Source organism: Proteus vulgaris (assembly GCF_016239305.1).
Classification (GTDB): Bacteria; Pseudomonadota; Gammaproteobacteria; order Enterobacterales; family Enterobacteriaceae; genus Proteus; species Proteus vulgaris_C.
This window is the reverse complement of the sequence record NZ_JAEHOQ010000038.1, coordinates 1-22636: the sequence shown is the minus strand read 5'-3', so window position 1 is coordinate 22636 and position 22636 is coordinate 1. Positions and strand designations below refer to the sequence as shown.

General features: G+C 38.8%; 19 protein-coding genes. 10 read left to right on the top strand and 9 right to left on the bottom strand.

What is annotated here, in order from left to right:
* Positions 1-61: 61 nt before the first annotated feature.
* Both JEP40_RS18290 and JEP40_RS18285 read left to right on the top strand, forming a co-directional pair.
* Positions 62-640, top strand: coding sequence for a TIGR00730 family Rossman fold protein (locus JEP40_RS18290; protein WP_198624702.1), 579 nt, complete (start codon positions 62-64; stop codon positions 638-640).
* A gap of 9 nt (positions 641-649) precedes the next feature.
* Positions 650-1114 (top strand): GNAT family N-acetyltransferase, encoded by a 465-nt coding sequence (locus tag JEP40_RS18285; RefSeq protein WP_198624701.1) that lies wholly within the window; start codon positions 650-652, stop codon positions 1112-1114.
* A 91-nt stretch (positions 1115-1205) separates the two neighbouring features.
* Here JEP40_RS18285 and JEP40_RS18280 read toward each other — a convergent pair whose 3' ends face one another.
* The 3 genes from JEP40_RS18280 to moeA all read right to left on the bottom strand — a co-directional run bounded on the left by JEP40_RS18280 (position 1206) and on the right by moeA (position 5189).
* Entirely contained in the window at positions 1206-2906 is a 1701-nt protein-coding gene (locus tag JEP40_RS18280; protein WP_198624700.1) for an amidohydrolase, read from the bottom strand.
* Positions 2907-3174: 268 nt separating this feature from the next.
* A complete protein-coding gene (gene moeB / locus JEP40_RS18275) occupies positions 3175-3942 on the bottom strand; it encodes a molybdopterin-synthase adenylyltransferase MoeB (RefSeq protein ID WP_198624699.1) in 768 nt (255 codons plus the stop codon).
* A 5-nt stretch (positions 3943-3947) separates the two neighbouring features.
* Positions 3948-5189 (bottom strand): molybdopterin molybdotransferase MoeA, encoded by a 1242-nt coding sequence (moeA, locus tag JEP40_RS18270; RefSeq protein WP_198624698.1) that lies wholly within the window; start codon positions 5187-5189, stop codon positions 3948-3950.
* A gap of 214 nt (positions 5190-5403) precedes the next feature.
* Between moeA and JEP40_RS18265 the strand changes: the two genes are divergently transcribed.
* The 3 genes from JEP40_RS18265 to yeiB all read left to right on the top strand — a co-directional run bounded on the left by JEP40_RS18265 (position 5404) and on the right by yeiB (position 8544).
* Positions 5404-6573 (top strand): YbfB/YjiJ family MFS transporter, encoded by a 1170-nt coding sequence (locus JEP40_RS18265; protein WP_198624697.1) that lies wholly within the window; start codon positions 5404-5406, stop codon positions 6571-6573.
* Between the two features lie 147 nt (positions 6574-6720).
* Positions 6721-7380 (top strand): GTP cyclohydrolase I FolE, encoded by a 660-nt coding sequence (folE, locus tag JEP40_RS18260; protein ID WP_198624696.1) that lies wholly within the window; start codon positions 6721-6723, stop codon positions 7378-7380.
* Between the two features lie 12 nt (positions 7381-7392).
* Entirely contained in the window at positions 7393-8544 is a 1152-nt protein-coding gene (gene yeiB, locus JEP40_RS18255; RefSeq protein WP_198624695.1) for a DUF418 domain-containing protein YeiB, read from the top strand.
* Here yeiB and sanA read toward each other — a convergent pair.
* The 6 genes from sanA to metG form a co-directional block, all read right to left on the bottom strand.
* On the bottom strand, positions 8541-9272 hold the full coding sequence (sanA, locus tag JEP40_RS18250) for an outer membrane permeability protein SanA (RefSeq protein ID WP_198624694.1): 732 nt from the start codon (positions 9270-9272) through the stop codon (positions 8541-8543). The genes yeiB and sanA overlap by 4 nt on opposite strands.
* A 141-nt stretch (positions 9273-9413) precedes the next feature.
* A complete protein-coding gene (locus tag JEP40_RS18245; protein ID WP_198624693.1) occupies positions 9414-11111 on the bottom strand; it encodes an NAD-dependent malic enzyme in 1698 nt (565 codons plus the stop codon).
* A 214-nt stretch (positions 11112-11325) separates the two neighbouring features.
* Positions 11326-12210 (bottom strand): cytidine deaminase, encoded by an 885-nt coding sequence (gene cdd / locus JEP40_RS18240; protein ID WP_198624692.1) that lies wholly within the window; start codon positions 12208-12210, stop codon positions 11326-11328.
* Positions 12211-12410: 200 nt separating this feature from the next.
* Positions 12411-13106, bottom strand: a complete 696-nt coding sequence (locus JEP40_RS18235; protein ID WP_198624703.1) for a CidB/LrgB family autolysis modulator — start codon at positions 13104-13106, stop codon at positions 12411-12413.
* Between the two features lie 2 nt (positions 13107-13108).
* Positions 13109-13585 (bottom strand): CidA/LrgA family protein, encoded by a 477-nt coding sequence (locus tag JEP40_RS18230; protein ID WP_198624691.1) that lies wholly within the window; start codon positions 13583-13585, stop codon positions 13109-13111.
* A 134-nt stretch (positions 13586-13719) separates the two neighbouring features.
* Complete coding sequence (metG, locus tag JEP40_RS18225) at positions 13720-15747, bottom strand: methionine--tRNA ligase (RefSeq protein ID WP_198624690.1); 2028 nt, start codon at positions 15745-15747, stop codon at positions 13720-13722.
* Positions 15748-15951: 204 nt separating this feature from the next.
* On the opposite strand from metG, the gene apbC reads away from it, so the two are divergent.
* From apbC to dcuC, 5 genes are all read left to right on the top strand, one after another.
* Positions 15952-17064 carry an iron-sulfur cluster carrier protein ApbC gene (gene apbC / locus JEP40_RS18220; protein WP_109409724.1) on the top strand — a complete coding sequence of 371 codons (1113 nt, stop codon included), beginning with the start codon at positions 15952-15954 and terminating at the stop codon, positions 17062-17064.
* A 220-nt stretch (positions 17065-17284) separates the two neighbouring features.
* Positions 17285-17926 carry a uridine kinase gene (gene udk, locus JEP40_RS18215; protein ID WP_036938247.1) on the top strand — a complete coding sequence of 214 codons (642 nt, stop codon included), beginning with the start codon at positions 17285-17287 and terminating at the stop codon, positions 17924-17926.
* A 67-nt stretch (positions 17927-17993) separates the two neighbouring features.
* Positions 17994-18575, top strand: a complete 582-nt coding sequence (gene dcd / locus JEP40_RS18210) for a dCTP deaminase (protein WP_198624689.1) — start codon at positions 17994-17996, stop codon at positions 18573-18575.
* Between the two features lie 47 nt (positions 18576-18622).
* On the top strand, positions 18623-20557 hold the full coding sequence (gene asmA, locus JEP40_RS18205; RefSeq protein WP_198624688.1) for an outer membrane assembly protein AsmA: 1935 nt from the start codon (positions 18623-18625) through the stop codon (positions 20555-20557).
* Between the two features lie 275 nt (positions 20558-20832).
* The gene (dcuC, locus tag JEP40_RS18200) at positions 20833-22194 is read left to right on the top strand and encodes an anaerobic C4-dicarboxylate transporter DcuC (RefSeq protein ID WP_198624687.1); all 1362 of its coding nucleotides are present in this window, start codon (positions 20833-20835) and stop codon (positions 22192-22194) included.
* Positions 22195-22636: the final 442 nt, after the last annotated feature.

Below are 22636 nucleotides of genomic sequence, written 5' to 3'. Positions count from 1 at the left end.
TATTAAAGTAAGCTTAAGTATAATTCAAAATTCGTTTTAACTAGCAAAATGAGAATAAAAAATGAATAAAATAAAATCTATCGCGGTCTATTGTGGTTCTAGTTTAGGGGCTTCGCCTATTTATAAAGAACAGGCCATTATTTTTGCCAAAGAGCTGGTTAAACGTAATATTACCTTAATTTATGGTGGTGCAAGTGTCGGTATTATGGGCACACTCGCCGATACAGTATTAGCTGAAGGCGGAAAGGTGGTTGGCGTTATTCCTACGCTATTAGAAGGGCGTGAAATTTCACATAAAAAGCTGACCGAGCTACATGTTGTTGAAACAATGCATCAGCGTAAAAGTAAAATGATTGAATTAGCTGAAGGTTTTGTCGCTTTACCTGGTGGTTTTGGTACATTAGAGGAGTTTAGTGAAGTCTTTACATGGAGCCAAATTGGTTTGCATCAAAAACCATTGGGTATACTTAATATCAATCAGTTTTATTCACCATTATTAATGATGATTGATAAAATGGCGGACGAACAATTCTTACATGAAAAATACCGTAATATGGCAATTGTAGAACAATGTCCTATTCAATTATTAGATAAATTTGAAACATATATTGCACCTCCAGTAAAAACCTACAACAAATAAAGGTAAAAAATGATAATAATAAGAAAAGCAATTTTGTCTGATGTAGAAGAAATTAATACTCTTTACACCCATTTATTTAATGAAATGGCTAATTTACAACCCGATCGATTAAAGCCGGGTAAGCAAGATGAAGCTTTTATTATTAATGGAATAAAAAATAATAAATTTCATCTTTTGGTCGCAGATTTAGATGGCAAAGTAATTGGATTTAGTATTGCACAAATTCAAGAAACCCCTCTGTTTAACTGTTTAGTTCAGCGTAAATATGCTTATATTTACGATATTGTTACTGATCCTACGATACGTAGCCAAGGTGTCGGTCGTTTATTGCTAACAGCAATGAAAGAGTGGGCAAAATCAGAAAAAATGACACATCTTGAGTTATCTGTATTAGCTGAAAATGGTGCGGCAAAACGTTTTTACGAACGTGAAGGATTAAAAGAAGTGAGCACAGTGATGGGAATTGCTTTATAGCAGACTAAATTTACATTAATTTTCATAGAATTAAGTGCATAGATAAAAATAAACCCGCGTATTAAGCGGGTTTATTAATTATATTATTCAGCTAAATTGTGGGTTTCCCCGCAATGATCGTACACAATACCCTGACATTTTCAACATCTTCTGCCGATATTTCAAACAGGTTTCTATCTAATACAATAAAATCGGCAAATTTTCCGACTTCTAATGATCCAATTTGAGTATCCATATCCAAAGCTTCTGCTGCATTAATGGTGGCTGCGCGTAAGACTTCAACTAATGTAAGATTGCGATCGTTATCAAGGCGTGGACTTGTTGCATCTTTTTGGCGAGTCATCGCAACTTTAAAATCGTACCATTCATTAAATGGATCTATCGGCCAGTCGCTACCAAAAGCTACAGTTACACCCGTATCAATAAACTTCCCTGCCGTTTCCAAGTAATCACAGCGAGATTTACCAAGCATTTCAATGTCTTTCTCGATATTGCTCTGATCTACAGCAGCCCATTGGAAGGAGAGGAAAGGGTAGGTTTTTAGTTGTGTAAAACGAGCGTAATCTTGTTCACACATCAATTCATTATGGGCAAGCCCCGGTCTAATGTCTTTTTCAGGTAAGGCTTCACGCATTGCACTAATGGCATCAAGAGCCGTACTAATTGCACCTTCAGCAACAGTATGAATATGAGGGTGATAACCAGCATGGGCAATTTCGGTGACTAGCGGCGTTAAAATTTCAGGTGGAAAATAGAGATCGCCAATATGATCAGAATCTTGCCAGTGTGGCGTGTCATCGGTGCCCACATTGATGCGATATGGTGCATGTAAACGTGCAGTCATAATCGGCGCTTGCAATACACCATCAAGGAAAAGTTTAATATGGCGGATTGCAACACTAGGTTGAGCATTTTCGCTGATTTGATGCCATTGTGAAAAACGAGTGGCAGCATGGAGTACAGCGTTTGGAATATCTTCAATACAAGGTACATCATCCGGCGTGATTTCAACGGCATTCTCTACGCGAAGAGTCAGCTCGCCTGCTTTTCTTAATGTATTAAAGGCGCGTAATTGAGGCTCACCCACACGAGCATCCATAATAGTGGTTACACCTTGTTCATTTAATAGTTTTTGAACATGACGGGCGATTTGTAGGTTTTGTGCTTCAGTGAGTGGTGGCAAGCTATCTATGGCTTGCATTGCGGGTGCATCTTCAAGAATACCTATAGGTGTTCTATCACCATCACGTTCAATATTTCCATCTGGAGGATCGGGTGTTTCTGCCGTGATATTTAATAGTTCTAAAGCCCGAGAATTAGCAAGAACACTATGGCAATCGCTAGAAAAGAGCAAAATAGGGCGAGTCGTATTTAAGGTATCAAGGTGATAACGTGTCATTTGCACGCCTTCCGGTTGCATGCCTTCACGATACCATGCAGAGACTTTTAGCCATTCGGTATCATTATCAATAAAATTCTCATCAAGGTATTTTTGAATACGCGATAAAATGTCATCGATAGAGAGTGATTGATAATCCAGATGGCAACCTGCTAACGTTGCACCTCCCCAAAATGGGTGCATATGCGCATCAATAATGCCCGGCATGACCATTCTTCTCTGTAAATCAATCTGCTCAGTGTCTTCATTACAGTAAGAAAGTAACTCCTCTTTTTTACCCGAAGCAATAATTACACCTTGGCTGATCGCGATAGCATCAACAATATTGTTATTATGATCAGCGGTATAAATAAGTCCGTTGTAATAGAGAGTGTCTGCAATTTGAAATGTCATTCTTCTACCTTGTATTGCTTTTTTAGCACATAAAATGCGTGCTTAAATGATTATTCTGCTTATAGGGCATCCTGTTGCGTTTTGACGCGGGCGGTCATAGTAGAATTAAATCAGAGTGAATACTACAAGCTTGTTACATCGAATTAACGAGAAATATGACTTAGAGGGCGATTAAAATGCTTAAAAAACAGATTAATACCTCTATTTTTGAGAGGCGATAAGGTAAGTTTAAAGACGTTAGACTTACCTTATCTAGGATAGAAAGCGGTTAGTTGTCTGGTAAATTGGCAGAGCATACTTCGCAATGTGGATTTTTAAGTAATTTGAATTCACGAAATTGCATTCGCATTGCGTCAAACATTAATACTTTGCCATGCAAGTTTTCACCGTAACCAGTGAGTAACTTTATTGCTTCAACGGCTTGTAATGTGCCAATGGTACCCACGACAGGTGCCATTATGCCAGCTTCAACACAACTTAAAGCGTTATTGCCAAAAAGATGGCTCAGACAACGATAACAAGGCTCATCATCTTGGTAAGTGAATACACTGATTTGACCTTCCATACGAATAGCTGCACCAGATACTAGCGGTTTTTTCTGATGAAAGCAGAGGCGATTAAGTTGCTCGCGTATTGCTACATTATCCGTACAGTCCATTACGATATTATGTTGGCTAATAAGTTTAGCTAAAGCCTCATCTTCAAGTAATGCATCAACAGTTTCTATTATGACATGAGGATTAATTGCTTCTAACGTTGCCTTTGCAGATAGTACTTTAGGTTGACCAATCGAGGCGTCGCGATGAAGAATTTGACGCTGAAGATTAGAAAGGGAAACTGTATCAAAATCTAATAATGTAAGTTTTCCTACACCTGCAGCTGTAAGATATTGCGAAGCACTACATCCTAAGCCACCTGCGCCAACAATCAATACAGAGGCACTTTTCAGCGCCTCTTGACCATCAAAATCAAAACCCCTTAATACAATCTGGCGATTGTAGCGCAGTGTTTCTTCATCGGTTAATTCGATACTCATAAAAACTATTCGCTTTTTAACAGAGAATTAAATAGCTCAATGGTCACTGTTTCACCCGCGGCCACTTTACCGCGTTCACGTTCTAAGACGATAAAGCAGTTAGCGATACTAAAGGAGCTATAAACGTGTGAACCTTGATGACCAGAAGTGTCTACTTGCCACACACCTTCTGCATTAATACTTGCGATACCACGTTGAAAATCAAGACGGCCTACTGATTTTTTCAAGGGTGATTGGGCTATGGCTTGGAAACGTTGTGGCGCTTTCCAATGACTAAAGCCCGACAAACGTGCGATCAAAGGCTGAACCAATTGGTAAAATGTGACAGTTGCAGAGACAGGATTACCTGGTAAACCGCAGAACCATGCATTGTGTAATCGACCAAAGGCAAAAGGTTTTCCCGGTTTAATGGCTAATTTCCAAAAACCAATCTCACCAATTTCATCAAGAATTTGTTTGGTATAATCTGCTTCACCTACAGAAACACCGCCACTGCTGATCACTAAATCTGCTTCTTGATCTGCTCTTTTAAAGGTCTCACGGAGTTTTTCAGGTGAGTCAGGAATAACACCTAAATCTAAAACTTCACAACCTAATTTTTCAAGCATTAAGCGCACAGCAAAACGGTTGGTATCATAAATTTGACCGGCTTTTAATGGCTGACCGATGGTTTGTAATTCATCACCTGTTGAGAAAACGGCAACTTTTAAGCGTCGATAAACTTGTACAGTAGCGATCCCTAAAGAGGCGATTAATGGTAATTGTGCTGTTGAAAGCTTAGTGCCAGCAGGTAATACAATGTCATTTTCTTTAATATCCTCACCAATACGGCGAATATTCTGACCTTTCTTAGCAGGCTGTGAAAAACGAACACCATGTTCAGTCACTTCAGCTTCTTCTTGCATAATGACGGTATCAACACCTGCAGGGATCATTGCTCCTGTCATAATGCGTACACATTGCCTTGCAGGAAGTTCATCTTCAAAAGGAATACCAGCGAACGATTTTCCTGCCACTGGAAGTGGAGTTTGGGCTTCTAAGTCAGCGTAACGAAGTCCGTAACCATCCATTGCCGAATTATCAAAAGGCGGAACATTGAGTGGAGAGGTAAGCTCTTCACTTAAAATATAATCAGCTGCATTATTTAATGGGATGTTAAGGGTATCGGTAATTGCCAGCGGTTTTTCAAGTAGTTTTTCTAGCGCTTCATCAAGAGATAATAAACCGCTAACGTGACATTGACTCATCATATACTCCAAGATCTATCGAAATGTTCTATTTTATTTCATGATACTAATCTATCACGATGAACATCATCATGTCAGAGATCATCTTGTGACTAGAAAGAAATGAAACGTCTTATTGCAAAAATGTTAACTGTCTGGAATTAATATGTTGCTTGTTCTGTTATTAATGAACAGCACATTTAAAATGTATAAAACGATAAAATAATGGATATCAATGAATACTTCAAATCGCCAAAGTCATTCAGCGCAGGCTTTTCATATCGCGTTTAGTGGTTTTCTTGCTTTAGTTGTTGCAATGGGAATAGGGCGTTTTACCTTTACACCACAAGTGCCGTTGATGATTGCGGAATATCAATTGACGCTAACAAGTGCCGGTATTGTCGCTGCATTTAATTATCTTGGTTATCTTGCTGGCTCCTATGATGCAATGAAAGCTATTAGAGGTGTGGGATATCGCTTGTGGGCGGGACTTTGGGGGGCAGTGACAATCACTCTGTTGTCTGCTTTTTTAAATGATGCATTTACACACAGTATTGCTCGCTTTTTTATCGGTTGGGCAAGTGGTTGGACGTTGGTGCTGGTAGCGTCATGGGCCAATGAATTATTGGCTCGCCTTAATCGTCCTGCATTAAGCGTTGCTGTTTATGCTGGAACAGGAGTAGGTATATTTATTAGCGGTATACTTGCTGTATTAATCATGAAATGGCAAATGAATGCGATGACTGGCTGGCTTATTTATGGTTCGCTTGCTTTTATTTGTGCAATATATGTGAGTTATCATCTTCCTAAACCTTGGGCAATGAGCCGAGAAGACGTAAAAGTCGCACCTTTAACACTGACACCAGCGATGAAAAAGTTGATCTGGGGTTATACCTTTGCGGGCTTTGGTTATATTTTACCGGCCACATTTCTTTCTCAAATGGCGGCAGAACGCTTTCCGGGTAGCTTAATCGCACAATTTGTTTGGCCTGTTTTTGGTGCTTCTGCTGCATTATGTATCGGAATTGCCATTTTAACACGTAATGCATTAAACACGCAGTTACGCTTAGCTATTACGCTCTGGTTACAAGCATTAGGTATTTTGATTGCAGAGTGGATCCCGACTATAACAGGACTTGCGATAGGTGCTTTTCTAATTGGTGGTGGTTTGATGTGTGCGGTACAACTTGCTTTTTTACGAGGTAGAGAATTAGCACCTGATCATGGGCGTTATATAGCGGGTTTACTCACGACTTTTTATGCTATTGGGCAATTAGTTGGTCCCGTTATTTCTTCGCTCTCAACGGCATTAACTGGGAAATTAGAACCCGCACTTTATGTCGCTTTTATTGTGTTGATAATCGGTGGTTTTCTGGTGTGTTTAAAAGAAAAAAAACAGGCTTAATCTAAAAATAGTTCATACAAAAATGCAATAATTTCATAACGAAAAATGCGGTATCGCTGGATAATGTGATTCAGGTCATCTAAAGTGTAGGCTGTTGTCGCTGACGGCGAAACAGATACTTCATTAATGTGTTTATCGGAGAGTCCAATGTCATCATTAAGTAAAGAGGCGCAATGGGTGCACACCGCGTTAGTTGAACGCGGTTTGGAAACGCCTCTTCGTGAATCAAAGCTATCTCCAAGTGAGAGTAAACAGCAAATTGAACATCATATGACAGAAGTGATGAAGCTGTTAAATCTGGATTTAAGCGACGATAGTTTAGCTGAAACGCCTCGTCGTATTGCTAAAATGTATGTTGATGAAATTTTTTCAGGACTGGATTATCACAACTTCCCAAAAATCACGCTAATTGAAAATAAAATGCAAGTTGATGAAATGGTGACAGTACGAGATATCACATTAACCAGTACTTGTGAACATCACTTTGTTACCATTGATGGCAAGGCGATTGTGGCTTATATTCCAAAAGATAAAGTGATTGGTTTATCAAAAATTAATCGTATTGTGCAATTCTTTGCTCAACGTCCTCAAGTTCAAGAACGTTTAACCCAGCAAATTCTTATCGCATTACAAACGTTGTTAGGTACAAAAAATGTGGCTGTTTCTATTGACGCGGTTCATTACTGTGTTAAAGCCAGGGGTATTCGAGATGCAACGAGTGCAACCACAACAACCTCGTTAGGTGGGTTATTTAAATCGAGTCAAAATACGCGTCAGGAATTTTTACGCGCTGTTCGTCACCTTTGAGATTTCAAATAAATGAATGAATCGTCTCATCAACGTATCGAAGCACTTGATGCGTTGAGAGGAACGGCGATCCTTGGCATTTTATTGCTCAATATTTCAGGTTTTGCTTTATTAAGAGTGGCTTCATTTAATCCGTTGCATTCGGGGGAAGCCTCTTTTGGTGATCGTATAACATGGATGGCATTAAACCTTTTTGCCCAAGGCAAGTTCCTCTTTATTTTTGCGTTACTATTTGGTGGTACGCTTTACTTGCTACTACGCAAAGGAACGCGCTTTAATTTATCACGGTTAGTTGTGTTAGCGTTGATTGGTATTATTCACACATTATTTATTTGGGAAGGTGATATCTTATTTCCATATAGTGTGTGTGGCTTATTTGTTTTTGTTTTTATTAAATCAATAACGATAAAGAACCAATTTATATTGGGAGCGATACTCTATTTTTGTGGCGCACTTATTTTAGGTGTGCTGTTTTATTATTATCGTGATTTTATTGATACTGTTTGGTATAGCACGCCATATTCCCAACTGGTTGAATCAGATTGGAAAACAGGGCCTTATTTAAATAGTGTTTATTATCGTTTGAATGAATTAAGCATTTTCGTTTTTAATTTGGTGCGTCAATATAGCTGGTTTTTATTTGGTGCAATGTTGATGGGCGCTACGCTAATGGCATCGGGCTGGTTGCAGCAGAAATTTAGTCGTACACACTATGGTTATGTGGCACTCTGTTTTCTCTTAATCAGCTTAAGCTTACAAACGATTATTGTGCTGGTGGATTATTATTTGGATTGGGATTATCGCTGGGCGGCGGTTTGGGCGCAACCTTTGACGATGTTGATCCAAGTTATACAAAGCTTGGGATATATTGCGCTATTTTATTGGAGTTGGAATACAATTCGGTACTCTTATTTTGCCTATGCTTTACGTTGTGTAGGAAAAATGGCGCTAACGACCTATTTAATGCAAAGCCTTATCGGCATTATCCTATTTCAGCGGATGGGGTTATTTAACCAATTTACTCTACCTGAGCTGATGCCTTTTGTTGTGGTTATTTGGACAATTAATATTGCTTTTGCCGTAATTTGGCTACGCTATTTTCCACAAGGCCCAATAGAGTGGATTTGGCGTAAATCTGCCTTTAAATTAGCGCAATTCTTTTAGATTTTCTCGTGATTGTTGTCACCTAGAGGAAGAGATTCAACTTCTTCTGGTGAAACTGCGGGATATCCTTTTATGCCATCAGGAATAGATTGTATCGCAGGGATTGTTTCTGGTGGCCCTAAAAAGCGTGGTTCTCGATTTAGAATATACACATCAATCATTGCACCTGCTCTTGCAAACACCTCACGTATACGTACCTTAAACATGCTTTTAGGGGATGCAACCGCAAAGCATTGCGCATCTATGCCTTTTTCGAGAGCAATAAAAACTGCCCGTTCACAGTGAAAACGTTGAGTAATAATAGTAAAGCCATCAGTACCAAAGACCTCTTTTGTCCGCACAACAGAATCAAGCGTTCTGAATCCGGCAAAATCCATTACAATACGAGAAGCCGGAATGCCGGCTTTAATGAGATCTTTACGCATCGTATTAGGCTCATTATAACTATGCTTTGCATTATCTCCACTTAATAATAAATATTGAATTTTACCACTGTTATAGGCATTAACAGCACCTTGAATGCGATATTGATAAAATTGGTTAATGTAACCACTGGTGTAGTATTTTGATGTACCTAACACCATGCCCACTTTTTTAGCAGGTAATGTATCAATATCCTCAAAGATATAAGGGTTTGTTTTCCACCCGATCCAGCGATCGCAGGCAATCAAGGTGACTGCAAGTAGAAAAAAAAGTGTGAGAAAGAGATAAATGAGGCGTTTTAGCATGTCCTTGCCTTAATGACGCAAATAACAAATGACTTTCATAATGCTTAAGGCTACTTGAGCCGGGATAGGGAAGCAAGAAAAAAGCGCCTCATATTAAGTAATGATGCGCTTTTCAGAATGGTACTTAGTATTTAAAACGACTTAGAACGACGTTCTTTTGTAAATACGGTATTCAGGTTGCCAATAGTTACGTTCAATCGCTTCTTCTAAGGCTGAATCTGAGGTGACAGTAGCAACACCTTGAACTTGTGCTTCTTTTGCAACTTGTTTTGCAATATAACGCGAAACTTGTTGAATATCAGATAGTAAAGGTAATAGTGAGCCATCACCGTCTTTTGCCATTGGTGAGCAATCAGCTAATGCACGACTTGCAACCATTAACATGGCATCCGTCACACGTTTAGCACCACAGGCAATAACACCTAACCCAATACCCGGGAAGATATAAGAGTTATTGCATTGTGCAATTGGATACTCTTTATCTTTGTATTTTACAGGTGCAAATGGGCTACCAGTTGCAACTAAAGCTTGGCCATCTGTCCAATTGATAATATCTTCAGGGCGTGCTTCAACGCGTGAAGTTGGGTTAGATAATGGCATCACGATAGGGCGTTCACAGTGTTTGTGCATTTCACGAATAATTTCTTCAGTGAATAACCCAGCTTGTCCTGAAACACCAATTAGGATCGTTGGTTTTGCATTTTTAACTACTTCTAATAGCGAAATTGCATCGCTTCCTGTTTCCCAATCGGCAATGGTTTCACTTTTTTGGATAAGCTTGCTTTGGAAATCAAGTAAGTTTGGCAGTTTGTCTGTTAATAAGCCAAAACGGTCAACCATGAAGATACGCTCACGCGCTTGTTCATCACTTAAGCCTTCAGATTTCATTTGGGCAATAATTTGCTCAGCAATACCACAACCTGCAGAGCCTGCACCTAAGAAAGTGACAGTTTGGTCTTTTAATTGTCGACCTGCAGCACGGCTGGCTGCGATAAGGCTACCTAAGGTAACAGACGCCGTGCCTTGAATATCATCGTTAAAGCAACATAACTCATCACGATAACGGTTTAGTAAAGGCATCGCATTTTTTTGTGCGAAGTCTTCAAATTGTAGCAAAACATTTGGCCAGCGACGTTTAACAGCTTGAATAAATTCATCAACGAACTCGTTATATTCATCACCAGTAATACGAGGATGGCGCCATCCCATATACAGTGGATCGTTCAAACGTTGTGGATTGTTAGTACCAACATCAAGTACAACAGGTAGTGTGTACGCTGGGCTGATACCTCCACAAGCGGTATATAAAGAGAGTTTACCGATAGGAATCCCCATACCGCCGATACCTTGGTCGCCTAGACCAAGAATACGTTCGCCATCAGTGACAACAATCACTTTTACATTCTGTTTAGTGGCGTTTTGTAGCATATCGTCGATGTTGGCACGATTAGGGTAAGAGATAAATAAACCGCGAGCACGACGATAAATATCAGAGAAATGTTCACAAGCTTCACCCACTGTTGGTGTGTAAATGATTGGCATCATTTCAGTAAGGTGAGATTCCAATAAACGGTAAAAAAGAGTTTCATTGGTATCTTGGATGTTTCTTAGGTAAATATGTTTGTCGTTATCGTTTTTGAAATCAAGATATTGGCGATAAGCTCGTTCAACCTGTTCTTCAATGGTTTCAACTGCTTCAGGCAGTAAACCATGTAAGTTAAAGGTGCCGCGTTCTTCTTCGCTGAAAGCACTACCTTTATTTAACAGGGGAAATTCAAGCAGGATTGGACCTGCATACGGGATGTAGAGAGGGCGTTTACTTTCGTGTTCCAGTTCCATGAAAAAATACTCTTGTAAGGCAGTTAGTCACATGACAATTGTAGATCCTACAAAATAATAAAAATATGTACAGCTTATGTTATTTTTTTATGATTTTTATGCTTAGAAATGAGAGATAGATACAGTTGTTACAGCTTTTTCTGGTAAGCATCAGCAAAATTTACATGCTGATGCTTTTTTAGGAGAGATTTTTAGAGGAATAAGTTAAAACTTTTTACAAAGTGATGCGTTGCATCTGGCGACAACCTAAAGCCGTTAATGTGGCTTTAGTTGCATCCCATTGCGTTAAAATAGTTTCTGCTTTTTCAATTAAGACCGCAGATTCAATTTCCATCACACTCTCACCTGCCATATTTAATAAAATCAATGCGGCTTGTAATGGTGGCAAGCTTGGGTTAAATGCGGCATTTTCTGCATAGCTACCTTGGAAAATTTTGCCATTTTTCATTTGAACAGCAATTCCACTGTGAGACTCACTATAAGGAGCATGGCTACGATTAGTGGCTTGTAGCGCCTGTTGTGCTAATTCACTAGGGTTATCAATTTTGTATCCGTGATTAACTTTATCCATCAATAGTGAGGTGATATTGAGATCTTTCGGGCCAAAGCTATCAGGTAAATAATCCCCCAACGTTGCCACTTTTCTACCAGGTAATTGGATCTGAATATGAGTGCCACTGTTGAGTTCGTTCATAAACTGGCGACAATGGCCACAAGGTGTATAGTTAACGGTGATTGAGATTAAGCGAGATTCACCACGTAGCCATGCATGAGTTACTGCACTTTGTTCCGCATGGACTGTTTGTTGTAATGGTGCGCCAGCAAATTCCATATTGGCACCGAAGTAGAGATTACCACTTTCACCACGAGCAACTGCACCTACTTTGAAGTTAGAAATAGGTGCAACAGCACAAGCTGCGGCAACAGGTAAAAGTGCAAGGGCTAAGGCATCATCATTACATTGTAACTGTGTTTTTATGGCGTTGACCTGTTCTGCCGTGAACATTGCAGGGAATACATCCTGCTCAAGATAAGGAGCAAGTGCGTGTTGTAACTGCGGAGATAAATCTGACCAAATTGCCTGAAAACGAGTATGCATACATGAGTCTCCCATTAATCTTTTTGTATTATAAGATTCTAGGCATCTTTACCCATTCTTATATGTGATGAAAATCATATTTTCAATGAAACAATTGCAACAAATTCATTAATTGAGAGATGTATCTCAAATTTATAGTGAAAATCCCCGAAATAAATTTAATTAAATCGGGGATTTAAGAATGGGGAGTAAAAAAGATATCAACTATAAAGATGCAAAATAATAGGGAAGATAAACGGAGCAAGTAAAGAGGTAATAATCCCGCATGTCATTAATGCCAATGAACTGTAAGCACCTTCGATATAATCCACTTCAGCGGCTCTTGCTGTTCCCACTGCGTGAGAAACGGTTCCCATCGCTAAACCACGAGAGGCGTGAGTGGGAATACGCAATATCTTGAATAGGGTGTGTCCAAAAATGGCACCTAAAATACCTACTGCTATAACACATGCAGCACTGATTGCAGGAATACCACCTATGGAGTCAGCGACTGCCATCGCGATAGGTGTTGTGACTGATTTAGGTAAGACTGATGCGGCAATTTCGGGTGTTGCACCGGCCCATAAGGCAATTGCAGTACCACTCACCATGGCTGCAATACTACCAATAAAACAAATGCTGATCAGTGATTTCCATTGTGCACGAATTTGGTGCAATTGTTGATACAAAGGAATAGCTAAAGCGACAACCGCGGGTTGTAATAAATCATTTAAAATACGACTACCTGCGAAATAATGTTCATAAGGCACTTTTGCTATTAATAAAATGGGAATAATGACCACAATTGCAATTAAAAGTGGATTTAGAATAGGTAATTTAAATCGGGCAGCTAGCTTACGAGCTAAGTAAAAAATAAAAATACTTAAAGGAAGTGACCACCAAACATTCATCAACATGTCTAACATTTTTTCTTCTCACTTAACGCATTATCGTCATCATCTTTTTCTTTTTTTGTCACAATGTCTTCAACTTGGTCTGGTTTTGAACCTATGATAACGCGCTCACGATGAACATAATGTGAGCAATAAGCGACCAAAGCCATAACACCAAAGGTGCTGACAACACAGGCTAAAACAATTGGGAAGAGTTGCTGGCTAAGTAAATCATAATAGTTCATTACACCGACCCCGATAGGAATAAAGAGCAATGACATATTTTTTAGCAGGATATTGGCACCAGGTTTAACCCAACGTAACGGAATAAGCTGGAAAGCAAGTAAACCAAAAAGAATAAGTAAGCCAACAATACTACCAGGAACTGCGAAGGGTAGAAGGGCTGAAATAAGATTACCTGCAAAAAGACAAAGGTAAAGAAGCAAAAAAGATCGTAGATAATGCCAAAGTGTAATCTGCAATCGTGCCCGTTTAGATTTCATAAGTAAGTGTCCCAAATCAACTAACAGAATTATCATACACCGATTTTGAAAGTGTGCTATGGATCACAATAAAAAAAGAGCGGGGCTCTAATAGAACCCCGCCATTTATTCTTTTGGCAAATGAATTTTGGTTGTTATTTCACTTGCTGACCCGGTTTTGCACCAGAATCTGGGCTAAGTAAGAAGATATCTTTATCGCCAGGGCCTGCTGCCATTACCATGCCTTCTGAAATACCAAAACGCATTTTACGAGGAGCTAAGTTTGCCACCATTACCGTTAAGCGACCTTCTAACACTTTAGGATCTGGGTATGCTGTACGAATACCGGAAAATACTTGGCGAGTTTCTCCACCTAAGTCCAAAATTAATTTCAACAGTTTGTCTGAGCCTTCAACCAAATCTGCTTGTTTAATTTCAGCGATACGCATATCAATTTTCGCAAAATCATCAAATTTGATGGTTTCTTGAATCGGTGAATCAGCTAATGGACCAGTGATTTCTTTTATAGGTGCAATGGTACTTTTAGATGCTTCAACCATTGCATTAGCTTTATCCATTTCAATGCGGTTAAACAGTGCTTTGAATTTAGTGATTTCTTGGCCTAACAGTGGTTGAGCAAGTGCATTCCATGTTAATTGAGTTTGTAAAAATGCTTCTGAACGTTCTGTTAGTGAAGGTAATACTGGTTTCAGATAGGTCATCAGCACGCGGAACAGGTTAATTCCCATGGTGCAGATTGCTTGTAACTGAGCGTCTTGACCTCCTTGTTTTGCTACTACCCAAGGTGCTTTTTCGTCAATATAACGGTTAGCTTCATCAGCTAATGCCATAATTTCACGAATGGCTTTACCAAATTCACGATTTTCAAATGATTGTGCGATAGTTTCTTGCATATCAACAAAGTGTTGATAAAGCTTAGCATCATCTAAAGAATCTGCTAATTTGCCATCAAAACGTTTGCTGATAAAACCAGCGGTGCGTGATGCTAGGTTAACGACTTTATTTACGATATCGCTATTTACGCGCTGAACAAAGTCTTCTAAGTTTAGGTCAATATCGTCAATGCGTGATGAAAGTTTTGCCGCATAGTAATAACGTAGGCAATCAGCATCAAAATGATCAAGATAAGCACGAGCTGTAATAAAGGTGCCACGAGATTTAGACATCTTCGCGCCATTTACAGTGACATAACCATGAACAAACAGGTTTGTTGGCTTGCGATATTCACTGCCTTCTAACATGGCTGGCCAGAATAAGCTGTGAAAATAGACGATATCTTTACCAATAAAGTGATAAAGATCAGCTTTGCTGTCTTTATTCCAAAACTCGTCAAAACTTAAATCACCCCGTTTCTCACATAAGTTTAAGAATGAACTCATGTAGCCAATCGGTGCATCTAACCATACATAGAAATATTTACCCGGTGCATCTGGAATTTCGAAACCGAAATAAGGCGCATCACGAGTGATATCCCATTGCTGTAAACCACTGTCGAACCATTCTTGCATTTTATTCGCGACTTGTTCTTGCAGTGCGCCTGAACGGATCCATGCTTGTAACATGTTGCTAAATGCAGGTAAGTCAAAAAAGTAGTGTTCAGTTTCACGCATTACAGGGGTTGAGCCTGAAACAACAGAGCGTGGATTAATTAATTCTGTTGGGCTGTAGGTGGAGCCACACACTTCACAGTTATCGCCATATTGGTCTTCGGCTTTACATTTAGGGCAAGTACCTTTTACAAAGCGGTCTGGTAGGAACATGCCTTTTTCTTCATCATAAAGCTGAGAAATTGTTTTGCTTTTGATGTGACCATTTTTTTTCAGTGCCAGATAAATTTTTGTCGATAACTCACGACTTTCTTCACTGTGTGTAGAGTGATAATTATCATAACTGATATTGAAGCCAGCAAAATCCTGCTGATGCTCTTTGCTCATTTCTTCAATCATGGCTTCTGGAGTTATACCCAGTTGTTGAGCTTTCAACATAATTGGGGTGCCGTGGGCATCGTCAGCGCAGATGAAATGAACTTCTTTGCCGCGCATTCGCTGATAACGGACCCAGATATCTGCCTGAATGTGCTCAAGGATATGACCGAGATGAATTGAACCGTTAGCATAAGGTAACGCGCAGGTTACCAATAATTTATTCGCGACGTGAGACATAGTAAGGATCTTACTTCCATAAAATTAATAAAAGGGACTTTGATGGTAACCGATCCGCCATGATGTCGCTAGGGCAATAATGGAGTTTTTGCAAGAGAAATTTCAGTTGGCAAATTGAGGTAAGGCATTATCGTAGTCATCTACTATCTGATATGATAGCTACACTCATATATTTAATAAATAATGAAAACGAGAGGAGCCGGGATGAGTGATAAATCCCCCGAGCAGACCACCCCTGAGATTCTGAACGAAAAAGTTTCAGGTGTCTTGTCTACTTTTGAACACCCGACATTGAAACGTAATCTGCTTTCTCTAAAAGCATTACATCAATGTGCGATGATTGACGATGTTCTTCATATCGAATTAGTGATGCCATTTGTTTGGAAAAAACCTTTCCAAGTGCTAATCGAAGAAAAGACAGCTGAACTTCGTGACATCACAGGCGCAAAAGCGATTGAATGGAAACTCAAGCATAATATTTCAACCTTACGTCGTGCAAATGATCTGCCTGGCGTTAATGGCGTGCGTAATATTCTTGCTGTGAGCTCTGGTAAAGGTGGCGTAGGTAAATCAAGTACAGCCGTTAACCTTGCATTAGCCCTTGCACAAGAAGGCGCTAAAGTGGGTATTCTTGATGCGGATATTTATGGGCCGTCTATTCCTAATATGTTAGGTACCACAATGGAGCGTCCAACGTCTCCTGATGGACAACATATGGCGCCAATTATGGCTTATGGATTAGCGTCTAACTCTATCGGTTATTTAGTGACTGATGATAATGCGATGGTATGGCGTGGCCCAATGGCGAGCAAGGCGTTAATGCAAATGCTCCAAGATACGTTATGGCCTGACTTAGATTATCTCGTTATCGATATGCCACCGGGAACAGGTGATATTCAATTAACCTTATCCCAAAATATCCCTGTAACCGCAGCGGTTGTGGTAACAACACCACAAGATATTGCGCTGGTGGATGCAATGAAAGGAATTGTCATGTTTAAGAAAGTCAATGTGCCTGTATTAGGCATTATTGAAAACATGAGTGCGCATATTTGTAGTAACTGTGGTCACCTTGAACCTATATTTGGCACAGGTGGTGCGGCGAAATTGGCAGAGAAATATCATTGTCAATTATTAGGTCAAGTTCCTCTTCATATCTCGTTACGTGAAGACTTAGACCGTGGACAGCCAACAGTGATGCGTGATCCTGAAGGTGAGTTTGCTGATATTTATCGCGAGATAGCGTCAACCGTTTCTGCTCAAATGTATTGGGATGGTGATGCAATTCCAACGGAAATTTCTTTCCGCGCAGTGTAATCGCAGTAGAATAATGTCTGAAATTATTTGCTGATTTAAATGGAGAGTCATTTGGCTTTCCATTTTTTACATGTGATTTCCGGCTGTTTTTGATAAAAAACAAATAGATTTCTGGTTTTACGCTGGAACCAGAGTGATTTCAAAACTATAATCTGCGCTAGCGTAATATTTACATATTATTACGTTATCCCTCTTTTTATTTCAAACCAGGTTTTTGATTATGGCTGACACAGCACATCAGTGCACAATTGTAGGTATCGCTGGAGCTTCTGCTTCGGGTAAAAGTCTTATTGCAAGTACGCTTTACCGTGAATTAAGAGCGCAAGTAGGTGATCATAATATCGGTGTGATACCAGAAGATTGTTATTATCGTGACCAAAGTGATTTAACGATGGAAGAACGATATAAGGTCAATTATGACCACCCTAATTCGATGGATCATGCACTTTTATACCAGCATTTGTGTGAACTAAAAGCAGGAAATGCCATCGAACTCCCTCAGTATGACTACGTTGCTCACACACGCAAAACCGAATCCATCCCTTTTAAGCCTAAAAAAGTTATTATTATTGAAGGTATCTTGTTATTAACAGATAAGCGCCTGCGTGAAGAGATGGATTTCTCTATCTTTGTTGATACGCCGTTAGATATTTGCTTAATGCGTAGAATTAAACGTGATGTAAATGAACGTGGACGTAGCCTAGACTCAGTCATTGAACAATATAATAAAACTGTTCGTCCGATGTTCTTCCAGTTTATTGAACCTTCTAAACAATATGCCGATATTATTGTGCCAAGAGGGGGTAAAAACCGCGTTGCGATTGATATTCTGAAAGCAAAAATTGGACAGTTCTGCGAATAATAGGTTCATTTATGGGCAGCTTTCATGCATGATGAAACTGCCTAATTAACTTGAAGAAGGAAATAAAATGCGATTATGCGACCGTGATATTATTCAGTGGCTGGATGAAGGTAAGTTAGTCATTGAGCCTCGCCCGCCTATCGAGCGAATTAACGGCGCAACAGCAGATGTTCGCTTAGGAAACCAGTTCCGCGTTTTTCAAGGACATACTGCCGCTTATATTGATCTGAGTGGCCCAAAAGCTGAAGTGAATGCTGCATTAGAACGTGTGATGAGTGATGAAATTGTTTTACCTGAAGGTGAAGCATTTTACTTACATCCTGGTGAATTAGCATTGGCAGTGACACTAGAATCAGTCACATTACCTGATAATGTGGTGGGATGGTTAGATGGACGCTCATCATTAGCACGCTTAGGTTTGATGGTGCACGTTACTGCACATCGTATTGATCCTGGTTGGCATGGGCAAATCGTATTAGAATTCTTTAATTCAGGTAAACTACCTCTTGCATTAAGACCGGGCATGGTAATTGGCGCATTAAGTTTTGAACCTATGTCTGGCCCCGCGGATAGACCTTATAATCGTCGTCAAGATGCTAAATATAAAAATCAACAAGGTGCGGTAGGTAGTCGAATTAGTGAAGATTAACTATCTTTATAATCATCATTATCAGATTTCACTAAACGGGTAATTATATGAAAAGGTTTTTGACAACACTGGCTATTTTGCTTGTGGTTATTTTGGCAGGCTTAACAGCATTAGTTTTACTCATTAACCCGAATGATTTCCGTGGATATCTTGTTGAAAGAGTTGAAAAACAAAGCGGTTATAAACTCACATTACAAGATGATATGCGTTGGCATGTTTGGCCAAAACTGAGCATTATCAGTGGTAAAATGTCATTGACAGCACCTGGTGCTGAAATGCCTTTAATTACTGCGGATAATATGCGTCTGGATGTTGAGTTATTACCGCTTCTCTCTCATCAACTTGAAGTAAAAGAAGTCATGCTTAAAGGTGCCATAGTCCGTCAAACACCTGAAAGCAAGGCTATTCCTAAAATAGTTTCTCCTTCTACACCTAAAGATGTTTCTCACCCTGTGATTGAAACAAGAGCGAATAATTGGCAGTTAAATATTGCCAAAGTCAAAATTTCAGACAGCTTAATCATTTGGCAAATGAAAGATGGCGAGCAACTTAATTTGCGTGATATTAATTTATCGTTGAAAACAGATGATAAAAAGCAAATTAATCTAGAGATGAGTACGAAAGTAAATCGTGATCGTCGTGAGATCACACTAAATGTTGTCGCTAATGCTGATATGAACAGCTACCCTTACCAAATCAACGGTTCGATCACACAGTTAGATTATGCATTATCCGGAGTAGAAATCCCTGAAAATGGCATAACAGGAAGTTTAACCTCAGATTTTATGATCCAAAATGAGGGTACGAGAAAAATTTCATTTAATAACCTAAATTTCACTGCTAATGACAGTCAATTACAAGGCAATGTTAGTGCTGATTTTGCGAGTAAAACACGTTATTATGTTGATTTAAAAGGTGAAAAATTAAATTTAAATACGTTGTTACCAGAGTTAGCTGCGACTAAAACAACTGAAACTGCATTATTGCCTCCTAAAGATAATAAGGCACCATTATCATTTTCATTATTTAATACTGCGCACGCTGCTCCAGCAACAAATGCCACGATTATGGCCAAGCCAATTATTACTTCAGTAACTATTGAAAATAAAGAATATGATTTAACACACTGGGGTGATCTTGAATTTACGCTGAAATTAGCACTAAATAAGCTCCTTTATAAAGATTTAGAAATTAATAATTTTAAGCTTGATGCACTAAATAACCCTAACTCACTGAATATTCAAACCTTAACAGGAAAAATTCTTCAGGGTGATTTTTCACTTCCTACCGTGATTTCTACAAGTATTGTGCCAGCACATATTAGTATGGATATCACAATGAATAATATTCCGTTACAACCTCTATTGCGTGCGTTTAATCAGCCTGAAAATTTCAGTGGATTAATTTCAGCCAAAGGAAATGCCGAAGGTACGGGATATAACCGAAAAGCCTTTTATCATTACTGGCAGGGCACACTGAATACCTCATTAACTCAATTTAAGATGCAGGGCTTAAATGTGCCACAGGTTATTCAGCAATCTATTGCTCAAGCGACAGATAAAGTGATTTATCCTGAGGATATCGAAAGTTACACTCAAGCAGATAATGTTATTGCCCAATTTAAATTAACACCCAAAGGACAATTAACGGTTAATTCCCTTGATGCTCAAGCTGATGCTTATCAAATTAAAGGGCAGGGTAAAGTTAACCTTCAACGTCATGATCTTGATGTAACACTACTGGTTAATATTAAAAAAGGGTGGGGTAAAGAAAATGAATTTATTCGCCAACTGGCTAAAATTGATATTCCATTAAGGCTTTATGGGGATTGGAATGCAGTGCAATATGAGCTCAATGTTGAAAAATTATTGCGTGATCAATTACAGCAAAAAGCGAAACAAGCCATCGATAATTGGCTGAATAAACAAGATGCTGAAAGCCCAGAAGCAAAAGCACTTAATCAGCTATTGAAGAAAATTTAATTTCACGATTTTTAACTTCATCACACTCTTAATAAAAGCACACAAATTTGATAATTGTGTGCTTTTTGCTTTATATCTATCATTTAATTTATGTTTTGAATGAAAAGTAAGCATTCGTGCTATAGCTATGCAAAAAAATAGTCGTTTTTTTTGATATATGTCATACACTGCAACGTTGCCTTTGGGCAGAGTGTGTCAATCGCACTAAACGCAAAAATGATGATAAAAATAAAAAACTTCATTTTATAAATGATTACTTTAGACAGGATAAATAAATGATTGAAATTCTTATCGGCGCCTTAGTTGCTGTAGGCGTTGGACGTTATATTGTAAAAGGCTATTCACCAACCGGTGTTTTAATGACAGGTGGTCTGTTATTACTGATCATCAGCGTTATTATGGGAAGGGCTGTTTTACCTCCAAGTGCGACTGCAACAGGCTACGGCTTAATTGATATTGTTGAGTATGTGAAAAATCTACTAATGAGCCGTGGTGGCGATTTAGGTATGATGATCATGATACTGTGTGGCTTTGCCGCTTATATGACGCATATTGGTGCCAACGATGTTGTTGTTAAATTAGCATCACGCCCGCTGAAAATGATCAACTCACCTTATCTGCTGATGGTTGCGGCTTATATTGTTGCATGTTTGATGTCACTGGCTGTTTCATCAGCAACAGGTTTAGGGGTGTTGTTAATGGCAACTCTATTTCCAGTTATGGTGAATATGGGAATTAGTCGCGGTGCCGCAGCTGCAATTTGTGCATCCCCAGCCTCTATTATTTTAGCGCCAACATCGGGTGATGTTATTTTAGCCGCTGAAGCATCTCAAATGCCACTGATTGATTTCGCATTTAAAACTACATTACCTATCTCTATTGCTGCAATTATTGGTATGTGTATTGCGCACTTCTTCTGGCAACGTTACCTTGACCGCAAAGAGCACATTGAAACTGAAATGTTAGACGTGAATGAAATCAAAACTCACGCCCCAAGTTTCTATGCTATTTTACCTTTTACGCCAATCATTGGTGTTTTAGTTTTTGATGGTAAATGGTTACCAGAGCTTCATATCGTTGCCATTATTATCATCTGTATGATTTTAGCGGCTATTATCGAATTTATTCGCAGCTTCAGTGCCAAACAAGTTTTTGAAGGTTTAGAAGTTGCTTACCGCGGTATGGCAGATGCATTTGCTCAAGTTGTTATGTTATTAGTCGCTGCAGGAGTATTTGCTCAAGGCTTAACAACCGTTGGCTTTATTAATGCCTTAATTGAAGGCGCTCAGTCATTAGGCTCAGGTGCTATTGTGATGATGATTGCCCTGGTATTAATTACGATGTTAGCGGCGATGACAACAGGATCAGGGAACGCACCATTCTATGCTTTCGTTGAATTAATCCCTCGTTTAGCAAGCAATATGGGTGTTAACCCAGCTTATTTAACTATTCCTATGTTACAAGCTTCAAACTTAGGCCGTACATTATCACCTGTTTCTGGTGTTGTTGTTGCGGTATCAGGTATGGCAAAAATTTCACCGTTTGAAGTGATGAAGCGTGTTTCTGTACCAGTATTAGTCGGACTAGTTATTGTTATTGTTGCGACTGAAATTCTTGTACCAAGTACATTAGGTTAATTATTAACTCATTGAATTGATCTAAAATTATTGTTTTGAATTTTCTTGGCGGGCTTTGTAATTAAACAAAGCCCGTTTTTTATTGGATAAAATTTAAAAATCCTGCCTTATGTTTTTTCATAACATTCGCAAATAAATAAAAAAATATAATGCTTTTTATTTTCACACGCATCTGGAGTGATTAGGCGTATTTATATTTTTAATTCTCTATATATAATTAAATTTCACTTTAAATATTCTATTAATATTCCATGTTGCATCAAAATTAGATTATTCTTATGTAACTACTTGTATTTAAAGGGGGTTATTTTTTTGATAAGCGCTCGTAAAAAAATGAACTGTAAATACATTACCAGTATAAATAAGAATAACTACTTATTTCTTCTCTATTTTTTACTGTTAAATCACGTTTAAAAACAAATATGTTTAATTTAATTTATGC

Excerpts from the sequence above, each read along its gene's own strand:
- JEP40_RS18290 (WP_198624702.1), top strand. The coding sequence starts at position 62 with ATGAATAAAATAAAATCTATCGCGGTCTATTGTGGTTCTAGTTTAGGG.
- JEP40_RS18285 (WP_198624701.1), top strand. The coding sequence starts at position 650 with ATGATAATAATAAGAAAAGCAATTTTGTCTGATGTAGAAGAAATTAAT.
- JEP40_RS18280 (WP_198624700.1), bottom strand. The coding sequence starts at position 2,906 with ATGACATTTCAAATTGCAGACACTCTCTATTACAACGGACTTATTTAT.
- moeB (WP_198624699.1), bottom strand. The coding sequence starts at position 3,942 with ATGAGTATCGAATTAACCGATGAAGAAACACTGCGCTACAATCGCCAG.
- moeA (WP_198624698.1), bottom strand. The coding sequence starts at position 5,189 with ATGAGTCAATGTCACGTTAGCGGTTTATTATCTCTTGATGAAGCGCTA.
- JEP40_RS18265 (WP_198624697.1), top strand. The coding sequence starts at position 5,404 with ATGAATACTTCAAATCGCCAAAGTCATTCAGCGCAGGCTTTTCATATC.
- folE (WP_198624696.1), top strand. The coding sequence starts at position 6,721 with ATGTCATCATTAAGTAAAGAGGCGCAATGGGTGCACACCGCGTTAGTT.
- yeiB (WP_198624695.1), top strand. The coding sequence starts at position 7,393 with ATGAATGAATCGTCTCATCAACGTATCGAAGCACTTGATGCGTTGAGA.
- sanA (WP_198624694.1), bottom strand. The coding sequence starts at position 9,272 with ATGCTAAAACGCCTCATTTATCTCTTTCTCACACTTTTTTTTCTACTT.
- JEP40_RS18245 (WP_198624693.1), bottom strand. The coding sequence starts at position 11,111 with ATGGAACTGGAACACGAAAGTAAACGCCCTCTCTACATCCCGTATGCA.
- cdd (WP_198624692.1), bottom strand. The coding sequence starts at position 12,210 with ATGCATACTCGTTTTCAGGCAATTTGGTCAGATTTATCTCCGCAGTTA.
- JEP40_RS18235 (WP_198624703.1), bottom strand. The coding sequence starts at position 13,106 with ATGTTGATGAATGTTTGGTGGTCACTTCCTTTAAGTATTTTTATTTTT.
- JEP40_RS18230 (WP_198624691.1), bottom strand. The coding sequence starts at position 13,585 with ATGAAATCTAAACGGGCACGATTGCAGATTACACTTTGGCATTATCTA.
- metG (WP_198624690.1), bottom strand. The coding sequence starts at position 15,747 with ATGTCTCACGTCGCGAATAAATTATTGGTAACCTGCGCGTTACCTTAT.
- apbC (WP_109409724.1), top strand. The coding sequence starts at position 15,952 with ATGAGTGATAAATCCCCCGAGCAGACCACCCCTGAGATTCTGAACGAA.
- udk (WP_036938247.1), top strand. The coding sequence starts at position 17,285 with ATGGCTGACACAGCACATCAGTGCACAATTGTAGGTATCGCTGGAGCT.
- dcd (WP_198624689.1), top strand. The coding sequence starts at position 17,994 with ATGCGATTATGCGACCGTGATATTATTCAGTGGCTGGATGAAGGTAAG.
- asmA (WP_198624688.1), top strand. The coding sequence starts at position 18,623 with ATGAAAAGGTTTTTGACAACACTGGCTATTTTGCTTGTGGTTATTTTG.
- dcuC (WP_198624687.1), top strand. The coding sequence starts at position 20,833 with ATGATTGAAATTCTTATCGGCGCCTTAGTTGCTGTAGGCGTTGGACGT.